The organism is Streptomyces sp. NPDC102270 (assembly GCF_044766405.1).
Taxonomy (GTDB): Bacteria; Actinomycetota; Actinomycetes; order Streptomycetales; family Streptomycetaceae; genus Streptomyces.
In genome coordinates this window covers 57,954-77,798 of the sequence record NZ_JBIWLX010000019.1, presented here as the reverse complement: position 1 = coordinate 77,798, position 19,845 = coordinate 57,954, and the positions used below count along the sequence as shown (strand labels likewise).

General features: G+C 70.2%; 20 protein-coding genes. 5 read left to right on the top strand and 15 right to left on the bottom strand.

Going from position 1 to position 19,845, the window contains the following annotated elements; translation table 11 throughout:
• Positions 1–309 precede the first annotated feature (309 nt).
• Positions 310–1,089, top strand: coding sequence for an SDR family oxidoreductase (locus ACIRP7_RS34555; protein ID WP_403667514.1), 780 nt, complete (start codon positions 310–312; stop codon positions 1,087–1,089).
• A 250-nt stretch (positions 1,090–1,339) separates the two neighbouring features.
• On the opposite strand, the gene ACIRP7_RS34550 is transcribed toward ACIRP7_RS34555, so the two are convergent.
• Positions 1,340–1,951, bottom strand: a complete 612-nt coding sequence (locus ACIRP7_RS34550) for a DNA-binding response regulator (RefSeq protein WP_403667511.1) — start codon at positions 1,949–1,951, stop codon at positions 1,340–1,342.
• Between the two features lie 79 nt (positions 1,952–2,030).
• Positions 2,031–2,261: a hypothetical protein gene (locus ACIRP7_RS34545; protein WP_403667508.1), complete on the bottom strand. Its 231-nt coding sequence runs from the start codon at positions 2,259–2,261 to the stop codon at positions 2,031–2,033.
• 1,522 nt (positions 2,262–3,783) lie between these two features.
• Between ACIRP7_RS34545 and ACIRP7_RS34540 the strand changes: the two genes are divergently transcribed.
• Entirely contained in the window at positions 3,784–4,620 is an 837-nt protein-coding gene (locus tag ACIRP7_RS34540) for a BTAD domain-containing putative transcriptional regulator (RefSeq protein ID WP_403667755.1), read from the top strand.
• Between the two features lie 145 nt (positions 4,621–4,765).
• Here ACIRP7_RS34540 and ACIRP7_RS34535 read toward each other — a convergent pair whose 3' ends face one another.
• The 4 genes from ACIRP7_RS34535 to ccrA all read right to left on the bottom strand — a co-directional run bounded on the left by ACIRP7_RS34535 (position 4,766) and on the right by ccrA (position 8,880).
• On the bottom strand, positions 4,766–5,536 hold the full coding sequence (locus ACIRP7_RS34535; protein WP_403667505.1) for a thioesterase II family protein: 771 nt from the start codon (positions 5,534–5,536) through the stop codon (positions 4,766–4,768).
• A 62-nt stretch (positions 5,537–5,598) separates the two neighbouring features.
• The gene (locus ACIRP7_RS34530; protein WP_403667502.1) at positions 5,599–6,489 is read right to left on the bottom strand and encodes a 3-hydroxybutyryl-CoA dehydrogenase; all 891 of its coding nucleotides are present in this window, start codon (positions 6,487–6,489) and stop codon (positions 5,599–5,601) included.
• Positions 6,486–7,484, bottom strand: coding sequence for a 3-oxoacyl-ACP synthase III family protein (locus ACIRP7_RS34525; RefSeq protein WP_403667499.1), 999 nt, complete (start codon positions 7,482–7,484; stop codon positions 6,486–6,488). Before ACIRP7_RS34525 ends, ACIRP7_RS34530 begins: the two co-directional genes overlap by 4 nt.
• A 61-nt stretch (positions 7,485–7,545) precedes the next feature.
• Complete coding sequence (gene ccrA, locus ACIRP7_RS34520; RefSeq protein WP_403667496.1) at positions 7,546–8,880, bottom strand: crotonyl-CoA carboxylase/reductase; 1,335 nt, start codon at positions 8,878–8,880, stop codon at positions 7,546–7,548.
• Positions 8,881–9,540: 660 nt separating this feature from the next.
• Between ccrA and ACIRP7_RS34515 the strand changes: the two genes are divergently transcribed.
• Positions 9,541–10,128, top strand: coding sequence for an RNA polymerase sigma factor (locus ACIRP7_RS34515; RefSeq protein ID WP_403667494.1), 588 nt, complete (start codon positions 9,541–9,543; stop codon positions 10,126–10,128).
• 86 nt (positions 10,129–10,214) lie between these two features.
• Here ACIRP7_RS34515 and kynU read toward each other — a convergent pair whose 3' ends face one another.
• The 8 genes from kynU to paaA all read right to left on the bottom strand — a co-directional run bounded on the left by kynU (position 10,215) and on the right by paaA (position 16,915).
• Entirely contained in the window at positions 10,215–11,486 is a 1,272-nt protein-coding gene (gene kynU, locus ACIRP7_RS34510) for a kynureninase (RefSeq protein ID WP_403667492.1), read from the bottom strand.
• Positions 11,487–11,489: 3 nt separating this feature from the next.
• Positions 11,490–12,296, bottom strand: coding sequence for an alpha/beta hydrolase family protein (locus tag ACIRP7_RS34505; RefSeq protein WP_403667489.1), 807 nt, complete (start codon positions 12,294–12,296; stop codon positions 11,490–11,492).
• Positions 12,289–13,134 carry a tryptophan 2,3-dioxygenase gene (locus tag ACIRP7_RS34500; RefSeq protein WP_403667486.1) on the bottom strand — a complete coding sequence of 282 codons (846 nt, stop codon included), beginning with the start codon at positions 13,132–13,134 and terminating at the stop codon, positions 12,289–12,291. The genes ACIRP7_RS34505 and ACIRP7_RS34500 overlap by 8 nt, the downstream gene beginning before the upstream one ends.
• A 78-nt stretch (positions 13,135–13,212) precedes the next feature.
• Positions 13,213–14,316, bottom strand: coding sequence for a 2Fe-2S iron-sulfur cluster-binding protein (locus tag ACIRP7_RS34495; protein ID WP_403667483.1), 1,104 nt, complete (start codon positions 14,314–14,316; stop codon positions 13,213–13,215).
• 8 nt (positions 14,317–14,324) lie between these two features.
• The gene (gene paaD, locus ACIRP7_RS34490; RefSeq protein WP_403667480.1) at positions 14,325–14,822 is read right to left on the bottom strand and encodes a 1,2-phenylacetyl-CoA epoxidase subunit PaaD; all 498 of its coding nucleotides are present in this window, start codon (positions 14,820–14,822) and stop codon (positions 14,325–14,327) included.
• Positions 14,819–15,601: a 1,2-phenylacetyl-CoA epoxidase subunit PaaC gene (gene paaC, locus ACIRP7_RS34485; RefSeq protein WP_403667477.1), complete on the bottom strand. Its 783-nt coding sequence runs from the start codon at positions 15,599–15,601 to the stop codon at positions 14,819–14,821. Before paaC ends, paaD begins: the two co-directional genes overlap by 4 nt.
• Entirely contained in the window at positions 15,591–15,899 is a 309-nt protein-coding gene (gene paaB / locus ACIRP7_RS34480; protein WP_403667474.1) for a 1,2-phenylacetyl-CoA epoxidase subunit PaaB, read from the bottom strand. Before paaB ends, paaC begins: the two co-directional genes overlap by 11 nt.
• Positions 15,896–16,915, bottom strand: coding sequence for a 1,2-phenylacetyl-CoA epoxidase subunit PaaA (paaA, locus tag ACIRP7_RS34475; RefSeq protein ID WP_403667471.1), 1,020 nt, complete (start codon positions 16,913–16,915; stop codon positions 15,896–15,898). Before paaA ends, paaB begins: the two co-directional genes overlap by 4 nt.
• Before the next feature lie 217 nt (positions 16,916–17,132).
• Here paaA and ACIRP7_RS34470 point away from each other — a divergent pair, with 217 nt between their 5' ends.
• Entirely contained in the window at positions 17,133–17,384 is a 252-nt protein-coding gene (locus ACIRP7_RS34470; RefSeq protein WP_403667468.1) for an acyl carrier protein, read from the top strand.
• A complete protein-coding gene (locus ACIRP7_RS34465; RefSeq protein WP_403667752.1) occupies positions 17,384–18,892 on the top strand; it encodes a class I adenylate-forming enzyme family protein in 1,509 nt (502 codons plus the stop codon). The genes ACIRP7_RS34470 and ACIRP7_RS34465 overlap by 1 nt, the downstream gene beginning before the upstream one ends.
• A 101-nt stretch (positions 18,893–18,993) precedes the next feature.
• Here ACIRP7_RS34465 and ACIRP7_RS34460 read toward each other — a convergent pair whose 3' ends face one another.
• Positions 18,994–19,791, bottom strand: coding sequence for an SDR family NAD(P)-dependent oxidoreductase (locus ACIRP7_RS34460; protein WP_403667465.1), 798 nt, complete (start codon positions 19,789–19,791; stop codon positions 18,994–18,996).
• Positions 19,792–19,845: the final 54 nt, after the last annotated feature.

The window sequence follows — 19,845 nt, the reverse complement described above, 5'->3', positions numbered from 1 at the left end:
TAGCGGCCGGGTCCGACGCCCAGCAGGGCGGTGGGGGCCTGCTCCGTCGATCCCCACCGGTGTGGCGTTGCTCACGCGGTTGTCGAGGAGGGCGAGGGATTGCGAAGACCGCGCCGGCACTCCTCCTTCAATGACGCCGTCCTTTCGGAAGACGTCCGGCAGGCTCGCGGACCAGTAGTAAGCGCCGGGTCCGAGGAGCCGGCGGCCGGATACGTCCGACCCGCCGCGTGTCCGGAATCGGACGGGACAGCTTCGGACTTCGACATCCGCCGAACGCGTACCGCTGGGGCTGCCCGCGGGCGCTGGAGAATGGGGATCACAGTGGACAGGCTTTCCGGCAGAACGGCACTGGTGACGGGCGGCAGCCGGGGTATCGGCAGAGCCGTCTCGATGCGGCTGGCGGCCGAGGGCGCGCTCGTCGCGGTGCACTACGGCCACGACGCGGTGGCCGCCAAGGAGACGGTCGAGCAGATCACCTCGGCGGGCGGGCGGGCCTTCGCCGTCCACGCGGAACTCGGCGTGCCGGGGGACGCGGCCGCGCTCTGGGCGGCCTTCGACGAGGAGTTGGCCGGGCACGGCTCCGAGCCCGGGCTGGACATCCTGGTCAACAACGCGGGCATCACGCTGCCCGTGGAGATCTCGAAGGTCACCGAAGCCGAGTACGACCGGGTCTTCGCGATCAACACCAAGGCCCCCTTCTTCGTCATCCAGGGAGCTCTCGGCCGGTTGAGGGACGGCGGCCGGATCATCAACATCTCCTCGGTGGCCACCCGCGTCGCCTTCTCCTGGATCGTCGCCTACTCGATGTCGAAGGGCGCGATCGACGTACTCACCCGCACCCTGGCCAAGGAACTCGGCCCACGGGGCATCACCGTGAACGCGGTGTCCCCCGGTGTCACGGACACGGGGATCAACCCGACCCTGAAGCAGCCCGAGGTTCGGGCGCGCTATGAGTCCGCCTCCGTGTTCGACCGTCTGGGCGAACCCGAGGACATCGCGGACGTGGTCGCCTTCCTGGCGAGCGACGACGCCCGCTGGGTGACGGGCCAGTACCTGGACGCGAGCGGTGGCCTGATGCTGAGTATCTGAGAGGTCCGGCCGGCTCGTCGAGCGGATGGAGCACCGACGGAGAATCGTCGGGGGCGATCGGACACCACCGCGCCCGTATGGCGCCGTCGGCGCTGTAGTTCCGCTCCACCCCACCTCGAGCTCCTCCAGGAAGGCTCTGGTTCGCGCCCCGGGCGACATCGGGCCTGGGAAGGTTCCGCGACAGGCCGCCCGGGCCGGGGAGACATCGCCCAGCCGGCTTGGGTCCGCCTTCGCACGCGGTGCCCGGGGCTCACGGCAACCAGCCCTCGTCGTAGGCGATCCGGACCGCGTCGATGCGGTTCCGCGCACCGAGTTTGGTGACGACGGAGGCCAGGTAGTTCCGCACGGTCCCCTTGGACAGGCAAAGGCTCTTAGCGATCTCGTCGACGTTGGCACCTCGGGCAGCCTGCCGCAGCACCTCCGTCTCCCGGGCCGAAAGGGGATTCTCCGGGAAGTTCCAGGCTTTCAGCAGCAGCTCGGGGTCGATGGCGCGCTGACCGGCAGCGACCGCGCGCACCGACTTGGCGAGCTGGCTCGGCGGGGCGTTCTTGAGGAGGAACCCCCGCACTTGGGCGGTCAGCGCACGTCGCAGCATGCCCGGGCCGCCGAGCGAGGTGAGGATCAGCGTGCGGCAGCTCGGGAGCTTCTGGTGGAGTTCCGTCGCCGCGGTGAGCCCGTCCATGCCGGGGAGATCTATGTCGAGCACCGCGACGTCGGGACGGGTTTCGAGAGCGGTCGGTACGATGTCGTCCCCACGGCTGACCGAGGCCACCACAGTCAGATCCGGTTCCAGCTCCAGCAGGGCAGCCAGTGCCCCGCGGACCATATGGACATCCTCGGCGAGCAGGATTCTGGTGTGCATGGTCGTTTACTTTCGTTCCGTGCGCTCCGGCCCCGCGCCGGTGCACTTGCTCTGCCCCCGTTGCTTTCGGCAGCGGCCCTCACCGTTCGGAGGGCCGCGGTGGTACCTCCGCCACGAGATCGAACTCCGCCAAGCGGGCGCCGAGACCGGCCGGTCCGTGGCCGCCGGGGAGTCCGGCGGCGGGCGGGACGACGCCGTCGTTCGCCATGACGAGCCGCACGGTCCCGCTGGACACTGTGTGCGCGATGTGGCGGCTGCCGGCCCTGCTGCGCGTCAGGTGCGCGACGGCCGCGGTCAGGACCGGCTGCACCTACTCCTGCTCGGCTGTCAACGACAGGGGGTGCGGGTAGCCCTTGGCCACCCCACGCGGGTCGGTGAGAACCTGGCGCGAGGCGTCCGGCATCGAAGCGCTCTCCTGACAACAGGTCGTGGGAGTCCCGCGGAAGGCGCAGTCGCTCCCGCGTCACCGCCGCCCTGGCCGGCTCGCCCCGCTTGGCGTAAGCCTGGCCGGTCAGACCGGAGAGTCTGCTGGGTCCCCAGGCCATCCATCCTGTCGGCATCTTGGGCACGGCGTAGCGGACGGCCATGAGGAACGTCGCCCATGCCCGGGCGATACCCGGAGCGCCTGCGACGACCAGAGAGCGGACGCGCCCGACCCCGCGCAGGTCGCCCAACAGGACGCAAGCGGCGAGCGGCCCCGTCGGACGGGCCCGTGGAGCGCCGTGACGGAGGACGGGCAGACGGGTCGGCGCGGCCCGCGCACGGAGGATCGCCGGCAGTCGGCCGTTCCGGCACCGGACCCCCGCCGTCACGACGTCCGCCCGAGCGGCGAACAAGAACACGAAGAGGGCCATGGCGTGCAGGGCTCGGGTCTGCCGGGCCCGCGCGTCGAACAGGCACTGAAAGGCGACCAACGCGAGCGGAACTACAGTGCTGACCCGGATCAGCCAGTACGTGGGGATGTCATGGTCCGACACCCGGTGCGGTTCGTCCGGCCACCGGCTCGCCAACGCTCCGGAGTACGTCCCACGCAAGGTGCCGACTCGTCCCTCTTTGCCCCAGGCAGCACTCACGATTTCGTCCCCTCACGAGCGCCGGACGTTCCCGGTGCGGCAGCGGCCATGCCTCGGACGTGCCACGCGATGCGGGAGTCTCCGTCGTTGTGACCGACCGGGCGTCGGGACGACCGCCGCCGACTTCCCCCCACGAGCCATCCTCATGCCGCACGGCGACATTTCCCATCACGCAGAGACGGCCGCGTGGAGAACCGTGGGTGACGGGTGGATTCTCACGAGGAAACGAAATAACTAAGTATAAACTAAAAAGCTTCGGCAGCACCCCGGCATTCCGCTCGTGACACGAGCTCCATCCCCCATGAGTTCCGTCGACAACCGCCTGGCGCACCTGAAAGCGGCCCACGCCACCGCTGGCATATGCACCCCGGGGGTCCGACTGCGACACCCCCGGGCAAGCGGTGAATAGAGGCCCCCGATTCTTAGACATACCGCACGAAGATAATTCCTGCATGAAGCTAACGGGGGCACCGCGTGGGGGGAGGCTCATGGGCCCATGATGGCGGGCTTTGAGCCCTTCATGCAAGATCTTGAAAGTTGTAGTCCCGTTTGCTTTGCGAACAGAACACACTTCTATGGACAGGATGTACAACAGATGACCAGAACTCGCCGCCCGTTGGGCATGGCACCCACTCGGGGTCCGCTTGAGCCATGACATGACATATTCATGTACTGACTCATGAGTAGGGCACTGGGCTCCACGGCACGAGCCTGCCAGTCTTCAGGGCACGTTCCGTAAGTCAGCAGAGGACTCAGATGATGAGCATCACGGTTCTCGGGCCGTTCACCGCCACCTACCGGCAGTCGTCATTCGTCCCCAGTGCCACCAAACCCCGCCAGGTCTTGGCACTCCTGGCACTGCAGGCCGATCACGTCGTCACCGTACCGACTCTGATGGAGGAGATCTGGGGCGAGGAACTGCCGCGCAGCGCCGCCACGACGCTGCAGACCTACATCTTGCAGCTGCGCCGCAAGCTCACCGCCGCCCTGGAGTGCGACTCCGTGGACGCGAAGGACGTTCTGGTGACAACGCACGGCGGGTATCTCCTGCGAGTCCAGCCCGGGCAGTTGGACGCACAGGAATTCGAGAAGCTGGCCGCATTGGGAGGCAGGGCTCTGGAGGCGGGCGACGACCACAAGGCATCCGAAATACTCGGCCAGGCCCTCGGGCTCTGGCTCGGGCCCGCACTGGTGGATGTGAAGGTGGGCCGGATGCTGGAGCTGGAGGTCGTCCGCCTGGAGGAGAAGCGGATGACCGTCCTGGAACAGCGGATCGACGCGCACCTCAGACTGCGCCGCCATGGTGAACTGATCCCAGAACTCTCCGTACTGACCGCCCGGCACCCCATGCACGAGACGTTCTGCGCACAGCTCATGACGGCCCTTTACCGGTCCGGTAGCTCGTGGCGGGCCCTGGAGGTCTACCAGCGCTTACGCTCGGCCCTGGTGAAGGAGCTGGGCCTGGAACCCTCGGAACGGCTGAAACGCCTGCACCTGGCAGTGCTCTCAGGCGAGGAGATTCCCGACCACCGCGACAGCGCCCCCCCACACAGCTCCACCGCGGCCCGGCTGAGCGACCGCCCGACCGCCGCCTGAGGCTGCCCGAGCCATCGACGTCCCAACGGTGAACCGGGGCCGAACGATGGCACGGGCTGACACGTGTCCCCCTCGGCAGGGTCTTCCAGGATCCCGTCCTTGGAAGGCCCCGCCCTCGTACCCCTGGTACGCGGGACCGTTCGCGTCAACGCTCCGGACCCGCGGTCGAGCCCGACTCGGTCGCCGCCGGTACGGCCGGTGGAGCGATCCGGCCGAGCCGGCCCTCCAGAGCCGTCCGGAACTCGGGATCGTCGAGAAAGAAGTGACCCCCTCTCAGCAGCGTCAGGTCGAAGGCCCGTGAGGTCCGTTCGGCCCAGGCTTCCATGCCCGCCGGATCGGTCAGCCGGTCCTGGCGTCCCGCGAAGGCGGCGATCGGCACGTCCAACCGCCCGCCATGCGTGTGCGCGTAGGTCTCGACCATGCGCAGGTCGGCGCGGAGCGACGGCAGATACACCTGCAACACCGACGGACTCGCGAGCAGGGCTTTGGGGATGCCGCCCATCCGGCTCAGCCCCTCCGTGAGCAATGGATCGGGAAGCGTGTGGAGGGGCTCATGGGACAGCGGCCATACGGGGCTGGTGCGCCCGGAGACAAGCAGCAGCTCGGGCGGTGTGCCCGACTCCCGCAGACGCCACGCGGTCTCGTAGGCGACGAGTGCGCCGAAACTGTGGCCGAACAGGGCGAAAGGCCGACCCTGGTCCTCCCCCATCAGACGGGTCACCTCGGTCACGACCTGTCCCATGTCGCGCAGCAGGTGCTCGCGCAGCCGCGTCCCGTGGCCCGGCAGTTCCAGCGGGACGACCCGCACTCCCCATGGCACCGCCGTCTCCAGGCGGCCGTACGGCCGTGCGCCGCCGCCCGCGTGCGGCAGGCAGTAGAGAGTGAGCCAGGTCTCAGGGGTGCGGACCTGCGTCATTGCTCGTCTCCTTACGCGGCACGGGGAGAGCCCGTGCCGCCTCGCTCACCAGTGGACTCGGATCACCCGTAGCGGTAGAAGCCCCGTCCCGCCTTTTTGCCCAGGAGTCCGCTCTCGACCATGCGCGTCAGCAGCGGCGGCGGGGCGTAGAGCGCCTCCTTGAACTCGTCGTAGAGGGCGTCGGCCACGGAGCGCAGGACGTCCAGGCCGATCAGGTCGGCGAGTTTGAGCGGGCCCACGGGATGGGAGCAGCCCAGCGTCATGCCGCGGTCGATGGTCTCGGCGGAGGCGAAGCTCGACTCGACCATCCGCACAGCGGCCAACAGATACGGCACCAGCAGCGCGTTCACCACGAAGCCGGTGCGGTCCGTCGACCGGATGGCCTGCTTGCCGAGGCTTACCGTCACGAACTCCTCGGCCCGGGCCGCCACCGACTCCGCCGTGTGCAGGGAGGAGATGACCTCCACGAGCGGAATGAGCTGCGCCGGGCTGAAGAAGTGAATGCCCACCACCTGTTCGGGTCGGCCGGTCACGCTCGCCATGGCCGTGATGGACAGGGAGGAGGTGTTCGAGGCCAGGATCGCCTCCGGGTCCTCCAGCGTCTTGTCGAGCAGGGCGAAGAGCTCGACCTTGGCGGCCTTGTCCTCGGCGATGCTCTCGATCACCAGCTGACGGTCCGCCAGGTCGATCAGGTCGGTGGTGAAGGAGATCCGGCCCAGCGCCTCGTCCCGGGTGGCCGCGCCGATCCGCTCCGCACGCACGGCTCGGTCGAGGGAGGCGACGATGCGGCTCCGCCCGGCCGCGAGCGAGCCCCTCGAGGAGACGGCGACCCGCACGTCGCACCCGGCCAGCGCCGACAGTTCGGCGATGCCCGAACCCATCAGTCCGCAGCCGACGACGCCGACCCGCTCCGTCCCGGCGGCGGCTTCCTCACCGTGTGACGTCGGCGTCATGCGGCGGCCCCCCAGCGGAGATAGGCGGCCGCCATCGACATGCCACCGCCGAAGGTGCCCAGCATGACCAGGTCGCCGGGGTGCAGGTGTCCCGCGCGGGCGGCGTCGTCCAGGGTGACCGCGGCCGAGGCGCTCCCGGTGTTCCCGTAGCGCTCCAGTGTGCGGTGGGTGTGCGCGTCGGTCAGGCCCGCGACCTCGACGAGTTGGGAGAGCAGCACGCCGTTGGGCTGATGCGGAATGAAGTGCCGCACCTCGCTGAGCGGAATGCCCGTCCTCTCGGCCAGGCGCAGGGCGAAGGGCGGGAAGTTCTCCATCACGAAGTCCCGCACGCCCCGCCCGTCCATGCGGAAGAAGTGGTCACCACGGGCGACGGTCTCGGCGGACGCCGGGAGCCGGCTGCCGCCCGCGTCCACCCGGATGAGCCGCTGGGCATCACCGCGGCTGGCGAGTTCGAAATCGACGAACCCGTGCCCGTCCGCAGTCCGGCCGACGAGTGCCGCCCCGGCGGCGTCGCCGAGCAGCACCGCCGTACGGCGGTCGGAGAAGTCCAGGCACCGGGAGTACACGTCGGCCGCGACCACGAGGGCAAGGCTCTCCGGCCGCTGGGCGACCAGGGCACGGGCGAGCGCGAGCGCGTAGACGAAGCCGCTGCACACCACGTTGATGTCGAAGCAGGCGGCACGAGTGGCACCCAGGAGGTCCTGCACGAGGCAGGCGGTGGGGGGCTGCGGTGAGTCCCCCGTCGAGGTGGAGACGATCAGATAGTCCACGTCCTCGGCCGGCACCCCGGCGCGATCCAGTGCCTCGGCCGCCGCGCGGGCGGCCAGATCGGACGTCGCCTCGTCGGGTGCCGCGTAGCGCCGGCTCCTGATCTGTGTCTTGCGCTCGATCCATTCGGTTTCCACTCCGACGCGTTCGGCGACCTCGGCGTTGCTCACCTCCTGCTTCGGAAAATACGAACCCGTACTCAGGATTCCTATGGAGTGGAAAGACATGGGGGCGGTGTCTCCTTCGGCGGGATTCCGGATCCAGGTCGGTTCCAGGACCGGCGGGTTTTCAATGGGGGGCGGGATTCCGCAACAGGTTGAGCCGCTCCTCGCCGATCCTCGCCCGCAGTTCGGGATCGGTGACGCCCAGCCCCTCGCGAGGGGCCAGGCAGAGCACTCCGACCTTTCCGACGTGCCGGTTCTGCTGCACCAGGCGTACCGCCTCACCGATGTCCTCGAGCGGATGGACGTCGGACAGCACCGGAAGCAGTTTCGAGAGGCTGAACAGCCGGTTGCACTCCGCCATCTCCTGGAGATTCGCGGCGTGGCTGCCCAGGATGCGTTTGAGATTCATCCACAGATAGCGGTTGTCGTACTGGTGCTGGTAGCCGCTGCTCGATCCGCAGGTGACGACCGTGCCGCCGCGCCGGACCACGAACACCGAGATCCCGAAGGTCGCCCTGCCGACGAAGTCGAAGACCACGTGGGGGTCCTCGCCGGTCTCCCTGCGGATGATCCTGCCCAGCCGCTTGCCCAGGGTGATCGCGTCCTCGGGCGTGGCGTCTCCGTCCAGGCCGATCTCCGAACGGTTGACCACCACGTCGCAGCCGAGGGCCCGCACCAGCCGCGCCTTCTCCTCCGAGCCGACCACTCCGACCGGGATGCCGCCCGCGTTCTTGACCAGTTGCACGGCGTAGGCGCCGAGGCCGCCGGCCGCTCCCCAGATCAGGACGACGTCGCCGAGCTTGATCCGGGCCCCCCGGTCGCTGATCAGCATGCGGTACGCGGTTCCGGCGGTCAGCAGGTTGACGGCCGCCTCCTCCCACGTCAGATGGGCCGGCTTGGGCAGGAGTTGACTCGCCCGGACCACCGTGTACTGCGCCAGCCCGCCGAAGTTGGTCTCGAAGCCCCAGGCACGCTGTCCGCTGCCGAGCACGCCGTCGGCGTGTGTCACCGGCTCCTGGTCGTCGACCTGCATGCAGGTGACCACGACGTGGTCGCCCACCCGCCACCTGCGGGTGCCGGAGCCCACGCGGACGATGACGCCGGCGGCGTCGGACCCGATGACGTGGTAGGGCTGGTCGTGGCGGGCGGCGTAGCCGCCCTCCCTGCCGTAGCGCTCCAGGAAATCGAAGGTCGGGATCGGCTCGAACATGGCCGACCAGACGCTGTTGTAGTTGACGGAACTGGCCATCACGGCCACCAGCACCTCGTCCGGGGCCAGTTCCGGCATGGGCACCATGCCCACGTGGAGCGATTTCCGGACGTCCTTGTCCGCCAGCCCCGCGAAGATACCCACGTCTTCCTTGCGAAGGTGGGCGGCAAGATATTCGTCCGGAACTGTCTCCCGTCGCAGTTCTTCCGGGCCGGCGCCGGCCAGAACCGCCTCGGTCAGGGAAAACATGGAAGTTCCTCCGATGGCTCAGAACAGTTTCTTTCCCACGGCTTTGACCTTGAGCATTTCCTTGCCGTGTCCCAACGTGTGGATTCAGCGCCGGATCGCCCTCGCCTGGCGTCGGTCCGGGAGCACTGGGCCCGGACCGGATCTCACCACCAGCGGGTCGCGCTTCGGCGGATATCCGCTTGAGGCGGGGCGTCGACCCGCACGAACGCGTCGCGGACCGCGGCCGTTCAGCCGGGGCTCGAGGCAGATTCCAGTCGGCCTGGCCAGGCTCGCAGCATGAGGAATGCCGAAGCCCGAGCTCATCCGGCGTACGACGTCGCGAGGCTCGGCGGCCGTCTCTCAGCCGGCCCGCCGCTTCGTGGGGCGCGAGATCGCCGCGTTCGGCCCGTTCCCCTGGTCGCCCGCGAGGCCGCGCACCGGCGGCGTCGACCGCCACCGCACCGTGCGGGTCGGAAGGCGCATCGCACGACGTACCACCAGCAGGACCTGCCGAGACCCTCGGGGTCGCCCCGCAGAGCCGTGCCGACCAGCACGCCTTCGTTCCGATCGCGGGCCGCGCCCGGCCGCCACTCGCCACTGACCACGGCGGCAGACGCCGGGGGATGTCCTCAAGGCCGAGCAGACCAGCCTCCGACCGCCCGCCGCACTCGTGGGAGCACCATGTCCAGCGCCGTCACGTCAAGCACGCCCGAGACCAGCGCCGAGCCGCGCGGCACCGACGTCATCGCCCTCCACGACCGCCATGTCCCGGAGGTGAGCTTGCTGTTGCCACGCGCTCAGGCCGGCGACCGCCAGGCGATGAACGACCTGTTGCGGCACGTCGCCCCGCTGGTCGTACGGCTGTGTCAGCGGGTCACCCGGCGGCACGGCCTGGACGCCGCGCAGGAGGCCATGCTCGCGATCTACCGCGGCATCCGCCAACTGCGCGAGCCCAACGCCTTCTACGCCTGGGTCCGCGCCATCGCCGTACGGGAAGCCGTTCGCACCCAGCAGCGTCTGGGTGAATTCGCGGCCGAGGGTCTGCCCGATCTGGTCCAGGACACCAATCCCATGGCCGCCGTCCACATCAACGACGTCCTGGACCGGCTGCCGGACCACCATCGCGAGGTACTCACCCTCCGCGTGTTCTACGGCCTGGACGAGCAGGAGATGGCCACGGCGCTCGCCCTGCCACTCGGCACGGTCCGTTCGCGCTTGTTCCGGGCCCGGCGAAACTTCCACGACGCCTGGCACCAGCGGTCCGCCTGACGGACCCGGCCGATCCACCGCACGGAGGCCCTCGGCGCTGCGGACGGCACGTTCGCCGCCCGCAGCGCGAGCCGTGTGCCGGACGGTCAGGTGACCGCGGCGCGCCGCAGGAAGCGCGGGTCCCGGTGCTCCCCGTGGGCGACGGCCTCCCGCAGGTGCCGTACGGCCGTGAGCATGTCGCGGTGGGAGACGTACAGCGCGTTGACGCCGAACCGCAGCAGGTCGGGAGCCCGCATGTCACCGATGACGCCGCGGGCGGCGAGAGCGCGCACCAGCGGATACGCGTCCGGGTGCCGGAGAGCCACCTGGCTGCCGCGCCGGTGCGGTTCCCGTGGGGTGACCACGGTGAAGCCGAGCTCGTCCAGCAGGGTGTCGGCGCAGTCCGTGAAGAATCCTGTCAGTGACAGGCTCTTGGCCCGGATCTGTTCCATGTCGATCCCGTCGAAGGCGGTGAGGGCCGCCTCCAGCGCGAGCAGGGAGAGGATCGGCGGCGTGCCGATCCGGGCCCGCTCCACTCCGGGGGCGGGAGTGTAGTCACCACTCAGTCCGAAGGGCTCCGCGTGCCCGTTCCAGCCGGTGAGCGGCTGGTCGACGGCGGCCTGGTGGCGTCGGGCGATGTAGATGAAGGCCGGGGCGCCCGGTCCACCCGACAGGAACTTGTAACCGCAGCCCACCGCCAGGTCGACACCCAGCTCGTCCAGCCGGACGGGCAGCGCGCCGGCCGCGTGGCACAGATCCCACAGCATCAGTCCACCGGCCTCCTGTACGGCACTGGTGACCGCGGCCATGTCGTGGAGCTCGCCGGTGCGGTAGTCCACCGGCGAGTAACCGGCCACCGCCACCTCGTGCCCCTGCTCGGCCAGGCACCGCGCCAGGTCGTCCACCGCGACCCAGCGGACCTCGAGGCCGAGCAGTCGCGCCACCGAGTCGGCGATGTACTGGTCAGTGGGGAAGTGTCCCGGGTCGGTCAGCATCAGCCGCCGCCCGGGACGAAGCCGTGCAGCGGCGGTCAAACCGTTGAACAGCTGCACGGTGGTGGAGTCGCCCGCCACGGTTTGCCCGGGGGCCGCGCCGAGCAGCCGTCCGATCAGGTCCCCCACCCGCAGCGGTGCCTGCCACCACTGGTGCTCGTTCCAGGACCGGATCAGGCCGGTACCCCACTGCCGGTGGACGACATCCGCGAGCGCTCCCGGCACCGCGGCCGGCAGGGCACCGAGCGAGTTGCCGTCCAGATAGACGATGTCGTCCGGCAGGACGAAGCGTTCCCGCTGGGCTGCCAGCGGGTCCGCGGTGTCGAGTGCGGATGCCCGTGCCCGCAGTTCCTCGAGGGCGGGTGCGGTTTCGGCGGAGACGTTCACCGATCAGCCCTTCTCGTAACGGGACAGCATGGCGAAGACGTCGATGATCGCGCGGGAGGCCGGCGAGCCGGGCTCGATGAGGGTGTAGTGGCCGGTCTCCGGCAGGACGACCAGCTCGGCCTCGGGGTGCACCGCCATGTAGTCGCTGAACTGCTCCAACGGCACCTCTTCGTCGACGGCGCCGTGCAGGACCACCGTCGGCACGCCGGTCGAGCCCTTCTCCCGCAGCAGGGTGAGCGGATCGGTGACCGGGATGCGGGACTCGGCGTGTTCGGCGCCGCCCAGGAGTTCGAGTGCAGCCCCGTTGCTGAGGTCCTCCCGGATCGTCCCGGCGAGATCGGTGACGGGAGCGAGCGCGAGCACCGAGGTCGGCAGGTCGCCGGTGTGCCACGGCGAGTCCGCGGGCAGCAGCCCGCGCGCGGCGGCCCACAGGGCGAGATGGCCTCCGGAGCAGTGGCCGGCCAGCACGAAGGGGCGGCCGCCGGGGATGGTGTCCACCGCCAGGGCGACGTCGTCGAACGTGCCCGGATAGCCGCCGTCGCCGCCGGAGCGCCGGAACTCGGGCAGCACGGTGGTGAACCCGTTCGACGCCAGGTACGCGGCGAAGGGCGTCAGATGCATCCGGTTGTACCGCCAGTAGCCGCCGTGCAGCAGGATGACCAGCGGGGCGTCCGGGTCCTCGGCCGGCCACAGGTCGTAGACCTGGCTGGGGTGTTCGCCGTAGGAGCGGTGAACCGGCGCAAGCACGGGCTTCAGGCCCAGCACCCGGCGCTCTTCCTCGAGGGCGGCTTCGGAGAACTGCCTAGACACGACCGCGCACCGTCCACAGTTCGGGGAACACGGAGCGGGCGGCCCGTTTTTCCAGCCAGGCGACCCCGGAGGAGCCGCCGCTGCCCGACTTGGCGCCCATCGCCCGGCGGGCGGCGAGCAGATGGTTGCCGCGCCAGCGCACGACCAGCTCGGCGAGGTCGGTCAGTGCCTCGCCCAGGTCCAGCAGCGGGTCCTTCTGCGGACCGGCGTAGATGCGCCGCCAGACCTCCTCGACGTCCGGGTCGGCCTCGTACGGGGCGGTCACGTCGCGTTCCAGCACATGCTCCGGGACGGGCAGGCCTCGGCGGTGCAGGTAGGCCAGCGTCGTGTCGTAGAGCGAGGGCCGGTTCAGCAGCTCCTCCAGTTCGGCGTACGCCCTGGGGTCCGCCCGCTGCGGGTTCATCATCGAACGGGACTTGTGGCCGAGCAGGAACTCCATCTGGCGGTACTTCGCCGACTGGAATCCGGAGGCCACGCCGAAGGCCTCGCGGAATCCGTTGAACTGGGCCGGCGTCATCCTCGCGATCGGGCGAATGGAGTCGTTGAGGGCGTGATGGGCGCTGATGCTGCGCCGCAGGGCGTCCATGGCGCGCTCGTGGTCGTCCTTGACCAGGGCGTCCTGGGCGGCACGCCACTCGTGGACGACCAGGGTGAGCCACAGCTCCATCACCTGCGTGGTGACCAGGAACGCCATCTCGTGCGGGTCGTTGGTCAGGGGCTGCTGCAGGGAGGACAGCACCGAGGCGTGGACGTAGTCGTCGTAGGGGGTCTTTCCCTGGAAGTTCACCAGCGGATCGTCCGTCCCCGGGTCGCGGGGCAGTGACGTGGTGTCGGTCATCTCGTCTCCTTGACAACGTGTGCCGATCGGCGTGTTGGCATGCGGCAGGCAGTGATCATCGGTGCCGTTCTCGTCTGCTCAGAGGTCGAAGTCCAGCCTCGTCTCGTCGGACTCCGGGCGGGCCCGGCAGGCAAGGGTGTATCCCGCCGTGAGTTCTCCGGGCCCCAGCACGTACTGGCGGCCGGTCGTGACGGTTCCGTGGGTCACCCGGGCGCGACAGCTTCCGCACAGCCCCTCGCGGCAGGAGTGCGGGGTGTCCGGCATGACCCGCAGCAGTGCGTCCAGCGCCGTCCGGTCCTGCTCCTCCATGACGGCCACGGCCGTCCGGCCGCCGAGGGAGGCGGTGATCCGCATGGTGCGGCCCTGGAGTTCGGCCGCCGGCGGTGACGGGTCCTGGGTGGCGAGGGAGAAGAGTTCGAAGCGTGTCCGTGCCGGGTCGGCACCCCACCGGGTCAGGGCCTCACGCACCGAGGTGACCATCCCCCAGGGCCCGCAGAGGTAGAAGTACGTGGGGCCGCCCGGCTCGGCGCCGACCGCGCGGAGCAGTCCCGGCAGCCTCGTGGTGTCGATGTGGCCGGAGAGCATCTCGGCCTCGCGGGTCTCCCTGGTCAGCACGTACAGGGGCAGGAACCGGTCGACGTGGGCGTCCTTGAGGTCGGCCAGTTCGTCGGCCAGCAGGACCGAGCGCGCCGAACGGCTGGCATAGAGCAGCGACACCCTGCACCGCGGGTCGTCCCGCAGTGCCGCCGCGGCCATGTTCAGCAGCGGAGTGATACCGCTGCCTGCGGCGACCATCACATGATGCGCCCCGGGATGCTCGGCGAGCCCGAAACCGCCGTTCGGAGGTGCGACGTCCAGCGTGTCACCGGCGGTCAGCACGGTCGTGGCGTACTCCGCGAAGCCGCCCGGGCCGAGCCGCTTGACCACCAGGCGCAGTTCGCGCGGCTCGGAGGGTGGCGGGCAGATCGAGTAACTACGGCGGATCTCGCTCCCGTCCATGACATGCCGGACGGTCACGTGCTGACCGGGCCGGTGGGCGAAGGCGCCGGCCAGCCGGTCCGGGAGGTCCAGGGTGAGGGCCACCGCGTCATCGGTGAGCGGCCGGGTCCGCGCCACCCGCAGCCGGTGCCATCCGGTCGTGCGCCCGGTGGGCGACGCCGTGTCCTGCTCGGTCGTCGTCATGGGCGCCGTCACACCGCCTTCATGTGGGGGAAGGACTCCTGACAGGCGGTGCACACCAGGACCGTCTGGCATCCGGTCGGCCCGAACGGGCCGACCGGCCGGGTCGCCACGGAGCCGCAGTGGGGGCAGGGCCGGCCGAGGCCGAGCCGGACGGGCAGCGGTGCTCCGGCGGAACCGGGGGGCACGATGCCGTGTTCGGCGAGCTTGCGGCGGCCCGCCTCGCTGATCCACTCGGTGGTCCACGCGGGCGAGAGCACCCACGTCACCCGCCCGTTGGGATGCCCGCACTCCGCGAGTACGGTCCGAAGGTCGGCCTCCATCACCGGGAGCGCCGGGCAGCCCAGGTAGGTCGGCGTGACGACGACCTCCACGACACCGTCCGCGCCCTCCCGCACCGAACGGATCACTCCCAGGTCGGCCAGGGTGATCATCGGCAGTTCCGGATCCGGTACGGCCCCCACACGGGCCCGGATCGGGTCGAGGTCCAGCCGGAGGGACGCGCTCACCAGGACCCTCCGGGGTACTGCCGGAAGACCGACTGGAACTCGGCCAGCAGCGGGGCGAACGCCTCGGTGTGGAGTCCCGACCGCCCGCCGGTCGCCTGCCAGGACGGCTCCGGGACAGTGAGCCCCGCCTCCGTCAGGACCTCGCCCACCTCCCGTTGCCAGGTGGCCCGGAGGCCGGCCGGGGCGACCGCCGTGCCGTCGGTGTCGAGGCGGGCGGTCAGTTCGTCGGCCTCGAACAGCTCGGCCGCGTAGGGCCAGACGTGGTCCAGGCCCGCCTGCATCCGCCGGCGGCTCTCCTCGGTGCCGAGGCCCAGCCGTACGGTCCACTGCGAGGCGTGCAGGCGGTGGTACTCCGCCTCCTTGACCGCGCGCGAGGCGAAGGACGCCAGCCGCTCGTCGGCCGAGGCCGCCAGTTCCGCGTACAGCAGACCGACGTAGTGCGTGTACGCCAGCTGCCGGGCGATGGTGACGGCGAAGTCGCCGTTGGGCAGCTCCACCAGCAGCGCGTTGCGGAACTCCCGCTCGGTCCTGCGGTAGGCGAGGTCGTCGTCGCCGCGGTCCGTCCCGTCGACACTGCCGCTGAGGCTCAGCAGGGTGCGGGCGTGGCCGAGCAGGTCCAGGGCGATGTTGGACAGGGCCAGATCCTCTTCGACGGTGGGGGCGTTGGTCACCCATGCGCACAGCCGCTGACACAGGATCAGCGCGTCGTCACCGAGCCGGAGGGCGTACGCGGCGATGTCGCGGTCGCTCGTCCCGGCGACGGGGAGTTCACTCGTCATGGTCGCCTGCCTCGTTGAGCGGCACGTACATCTGCGGGTACCGGTAAGGCTTGTCGGCTCCGTTGCTGAAGAAGGGATCCTTCTCGTCGGGGGACGAGGCCCGCACCGCGTCGGAGCGGACCACCCAGATCGACACCGGGTCCCCCCGCCGGGTGTAGAGGTCTCTGGCGTTGGCGATGGCCATGTCGGCGTCCGCGCCGTGCACCGACCCGACGTGCTGGTGGGAGAGGCCACGACGTGGCCTGAGGAACACCTCCCAGGGCGTCTGCGCCCCGGCGGCTTCGCGTTCGCGGCTCACCGCTCCCGCCCTTCCGTCGCCCGGCGTGCCGCGTAGGCGTCGGCCGCCGCGCGCACCCAGGCCCCGTCCTCGTGGGCCGCCACGCGGTGCGCCAGCCGCTGCCGGCCGCACTGCGCGCCGGCGATCAGGGCCGTGCGGTACACCGTCCAGTCCACCGGGGTGAAGTCGTAGTGCCCGCGCTCCTCGTTCCAGCGGATCGCCGGGTCGGGCAGGGCCACCCCGAGCCGCTCGGCCTGCGGGACGACGGTGTCCACGAAGCGCTGGCGCAGCTCGTCGTTGGTGTGGCGTTTGATCCCCCAGGCCATCGAGCGGCGACTGACCGCGGCGCCCAGGGCCGCGGCCCGCGCGTCCCCGCCGCCGCCCTCGACCGTGTCGGGTGGACCGAACATCAGGGCCACCGCGGGTATCCACCACCGGTCGACGGCGTCCTGCGCCATCTCCCGCTGCTCCCGCGTGCCCCGGCACAGGGCCCAGAGCAGGTCGTATCCCTGGCGGACGTGGAAGGTCTCCTCCTGGCACACCCGCTGCATGGCCCTCGCGTACGGGCCGTAGGAGGTACGGCACAGCGGGGCCTGGTTGATCACCGCCGCGCCGTCCGTCAGCCAGGCGACAGCCCCGGTGTCGGCCCAGGTCAGGGCGGGGTGGTTGAACGTGTCCGAGGAGCGCTGGTGTCCGCTGTGCAAGGCGTCGAGGAGTTCGGCCCGGGTGACGCCGAGGGTCTCCGCCGCCGCGTACAGGTACAGGCCGTGTCCGGCCTCGTCCTGCACCTTGGCGAGCAGGGCCGCCTTGCGGCGCAGGGAGGGGGCCCGGGTCAGCCAGGACCCCTCGGGCTGCATCCCGATGATCTCCGAGTGCGCGTGCTGGGCGATCTGCCGGAGCAGCATCCGCCGGTAGCCGTCGGGCAGCCAGTCCCGGGGTTCTATCCGCTCGTCGGCCGCGACCAGTGCCTCGAAGTGCTCGGTGAGATGCTTGTCGTCGTCCGCGACGACGGCCGTGGAACCTGCCTCGGTGGTCACCTGGAACCCGCGCTCCCCTCTGCCCCTTTGTCCGGACCGTGTGAGAACTGCCGTGTCGGCCTTTCACATACGGAGGAGTAGCGGCGCGGCTGGTGCAATCCCTCGCCCTCTGCCGGAATGACGTGAGCAACACCACAGCGGTGGCGGGGATTGTCGGCGCCCTCCCGTTCCTCCTTTCCGATCCGAGAGACCTCGGCGCTGTGAAAGGTGGATCTGTATGAGCACCATCCGTGAGCTACTCACCGAACTGACCGGAACGTCGGAGTACGCCGAGAAACTCAGCGACGACACCGATCTGGCCGCCAGCGGTATCGACTCGGGTGACCTCGTGCGTCTGGTCCTGCTCGTCGAGCAGCGCATGGGGGTGGAGATCACCGCCTCGGACATGGAGAAGCTGTCGACGATCGCGGACTACGAGCGGTTCCTCGCCGACCGTGCCGGCTCCGCCCCGCAGCCGGAGGGCGCGTGATGTGGCTGACCCAGTTGCTGGAGCGCAACCGCCAGTGCTTCCCGGACCGGGCGGCTCTGGTGGACGCACACCGCTCGGTCACCTGGGCCGACTTCCACGACCGGGTGGCGCGGCTCGCCCACGGGCTCTTGGAGCGCGGCATCGGCGGTGGTGACCGTGTGGCTGTCCTCTCGCTGGACCGTATCGAGGTGCTCGAGACGTACTTCGCGCTGGCCCGTCTGGGAGCGCTGTTCGTCCCGCTCAACCACAGCCTGACCCCCGCCGAGGTGACCGAGCTCGCCAAGGGCTGCGACCCGGTTGCGGTGATCGGTGAGTCGGCCCTGCTGGATCGGCATCCGGACCTGCCGGTGCGGATCCGCCTGCCGCTGGACGGCGCGGAGTTCGCCGCGCTGTGCGAGACGGACGGGCCGGCCCTGCCCGAAGCGTCCGCGGCGGACCCCGCCGGGGGCGCGGGCCTTCCCGATGTGCCGGACGACGCGTTGGTGGCGATCCTGCACACCTCGGCGACGACCGGCCGGGCCAAGGGCGTCGCCGTCGACAACGCCTCCTTCCGGGCCATCGCGCTCGGCTGGCTCGTCCAGGTTCGGCCCACGGACGACATCGTGCTGGTCAACTGCTGCCCGCTGTACCACGGCAGCATGGTGATCTCCCTGACCTATATGGCCGCGGGCGCCACCGTGGTGCTCATGCCGGGCTTCCAGCCGCAGCGGGCGCTGACCGCGATCGAGGACAACCGCGCCACGCACGTCTGGCTGGTCCCTCAGATGATCCGTTTCCTGATGCAGTCGAAGTCGCTGCGGAGCACGGACCTGTCCAGTCTGCGCGAGGTGCTCTACGGCGCCGCGCCGATGCCGCCGGAGGTCTACGCCGAGGCCGTCGAACAGCTCGGCTGCGGCTTCCGGCAGGTCTACGGCATGACCGAGGTGGGCGGCCCGTTCGTCACGCTGGGCCCGGACGAGCACCCCGCCCCGGGCACCTCCGACGTGATCCCGGCCGGCCGGGTGATCCCCGGCATGTCGGTGAAGGCCCTGGACCCGAAGGACCAGGAGGTGGCACCCGGCGTCATCGGGGAGATCTGTGCCCGCGGCCCGGGAGTGATGCGTGGCTACTGGAACAACGAGAAGGCCACCGCCGACATCACGGCGGACGGCTGGATCCGCACCGGCGACCTCGGCTTCATCGACCGCAACGGCCGGGTGCACCTGGTCGACCGGAGCAAGGACCTGATCATCCGGGCGGGGCAGAACGTCTACCCCAGGGAGATCGAACAGGCACTGCGTTCCCACCCCGCGGTACACGACGCCGCCGTGATGGGGGTCGCGGACGCCGACTACGGTGAGGTGCCGCTGGCCTTCGTGGTGGCCGAGGACGGGACCACCCCGGACGAGGTGCAGGCCCACCTGGCGGGTCTCCTCGCCGCGTACAAGCGGCCCCGGTACATCCGGTTCATCGAGGAAGTGCCCAGGAACCCCGCGGGCAAGATCCTGAAGAAGTCACTGCCGGTCTGACCCGCACGTCCGCGCTCGTAGGCGTCTGTGTCCCTCGGTACGTTGCCCGGGGTCCCGGCCCAAGCCGGGGCCCCGGGCAACGGGCTCGTGTGACACCGGCCTCACGCCGCGGCGATCCCGCCCGTCACGCTGATCGCCTGGCCGGTCAGCCGGGCCGCGCCGGGTCCGCCGAGGAAGACGACGAGCGAGGCGAGGTCGTCCGGCTCGGCCACGCCGAGATGAGCGAGCTGTGCGGCCTTCTCGAAGATCTTCTTGCTGAATCCCTCAGCGAGGACGCGGTCCGTGGTCGGAGTACCGGCCACCAAAGAGGGTGTCACGGCGTTCACCCGGATACCGTTGCGCTTCCCCTCGATCGCCGCCGTCCGCGAGAACATCACGATCGCGGCCAGGGCCGCACCGAGCACGCTCTCTCCCGGAGTTGCGATCTTGGCGGCGTCCGACGCGATGTTGACGATGCTCCCCCCTCCCTGCTCCTGCATGACAGGGAACACAGCCCGGGTCATGTGCAGCGGAGGCATGGCCAGGGTGGTGAGGATGGTTGCCATGTCGGCCAGCGGCGTGCGGTGAAGGAGTTCGGGCCTGTAGGGCGACGGCGGGGGCGTGGAGTTGACCAGTACGTCGATCGAGCCCAGTGCGGAGTGGATCTCCTCCACGGCTCGCTCCACCTGATCGACCTCGTTCGCGTCCACGCGGGTGAAGACGACCTCGGCGCTCGGGCAGCGGTTCTCGACCGCCATCCTCGCCGCCTTCCCGCGCTCGGGGTTCCGGCCGAGCAGCGCGATCCGCCGCACCCCCGCGTCGACGAACCGAAGCGCGCTCGCGAGACCGATTCCGGTACTGCCACCGGTGATCACGACGGCAGCGTCCGCGTAGTCACGGACGAGGGGGGTCACGGGCATGCGCAGCTCCTTCACGCTTCATGGGTGTTCACGTGTCCTCAGTGACCGGCCCCT

What these genes read in the sequence shown, in the direction of transcription:
- ccrA (WP_403667496.1), bottom strand. Translation starts at nt 8,880, where the DNA reads ATGTTTTCCCTGACCGAGGCGGTTCTGGCCGGCGCCGGCCCGGAAGAA.
- ACIRP7_RS34465 (WP_403667752.1), top strand. Translation starts at nt 17,384, where the DNA reads ATGTGGCTGACCCAGTTGCTGGAGCGCAACCGCCAGTGCTTCCCGGAC.
- ACIRP7_RS34500 (WP_403667486.1), bottom strand. Translation starts at nt 13,134, where the DNA reads ATGACCGACACCACGTCACTGCCCCGCGACCCGGGGACGGACGATCCG.
- ACIRP7_RS34540 (WP_403667755.1), top strand. Translation starts at nt 3,784, where the DNA reads ATGAGCATCACGGTTCTCGGGCCGTTCACCGCCACCTACCGGCAGTCG.
- ACIRP7_RS34460 (WP_403667465.1), bottom strand. Translation starts at nt 19,791, where the DNA reads ATGCCCGTGACCCCCCTCGTCCGTGACTACGCGGACGCTGCCGTCGTG.
- ACIRP7_RS34515 (WP_403667494.1), top strand. Translation starts at nt 9,541, where the DNA reads ATGTCCAGCGCCGTCACGTCAAGCACGCCCGAGACCAGCGCCGAGCCG.
- ACIRP7_RS34530 (WP_403667502.1), bottom strand. Translation starts at nt 6,489, where the DNA reads ATGACGCCGACGTCACACGGTGAGGAAGCCGCCGCCGGGACGGAGCGG.
- ACIRP7_RS34470 (WP_403667468.1), top strand. Translation starts at nt 17,133, where the DNA reads ATGAGCACCATCCGTGAGCTACTCACCGAACTGACCGGAACGTCGGAG.
- ACIRP7_RS34550 (WP_403667511.1), bottom strand. Translation starts at nt 1,951, where the DNA reads ATGCACACCAGAATCCTGCTCGCCGAGGATGTCCATATGGTCCGCGGG.
- ACIRP7_RS34555 (WP_403667514.1), top strand. Translation starts at nt 310, where the DNA reads ATGGGGATCACAGTGGACAGGCTTTCCGGCAGAACGGCACTGGTGACG.
- ACIRP7_RS34535 (WP_403667505.1), bottom strand. Translation starts at nt 5,536, where the DNA reads ATGACGCAGGTCCGCACCCCTGAGACCTGGCTCACTCTCTACTGCCTG.
- paaC (WP_403667477.1), bottom strand. Translation starts at nt 15,601, where the DNA reads ATGACGAGTGAACTCCCCGTCGCCGGGACGAGCGACCGCGACATCGCC.
- ACIRP7_RS34495 (WP_403667483.1), bottom strand. Translation starts at nt 14,316, where the DNA reads ATGACGACGACCGAGCAGGACACGGCGTCGCCCACCGGGCGCACGACC.
- ACIRP7_RS34525 (WP_403667499.1), bottom strand. Translation starts at nt 7,484, where the DNA reads ATGTCTTTCCACTCCATAGGAATCCTGAGTACGGGTTCGTATTTTCCG.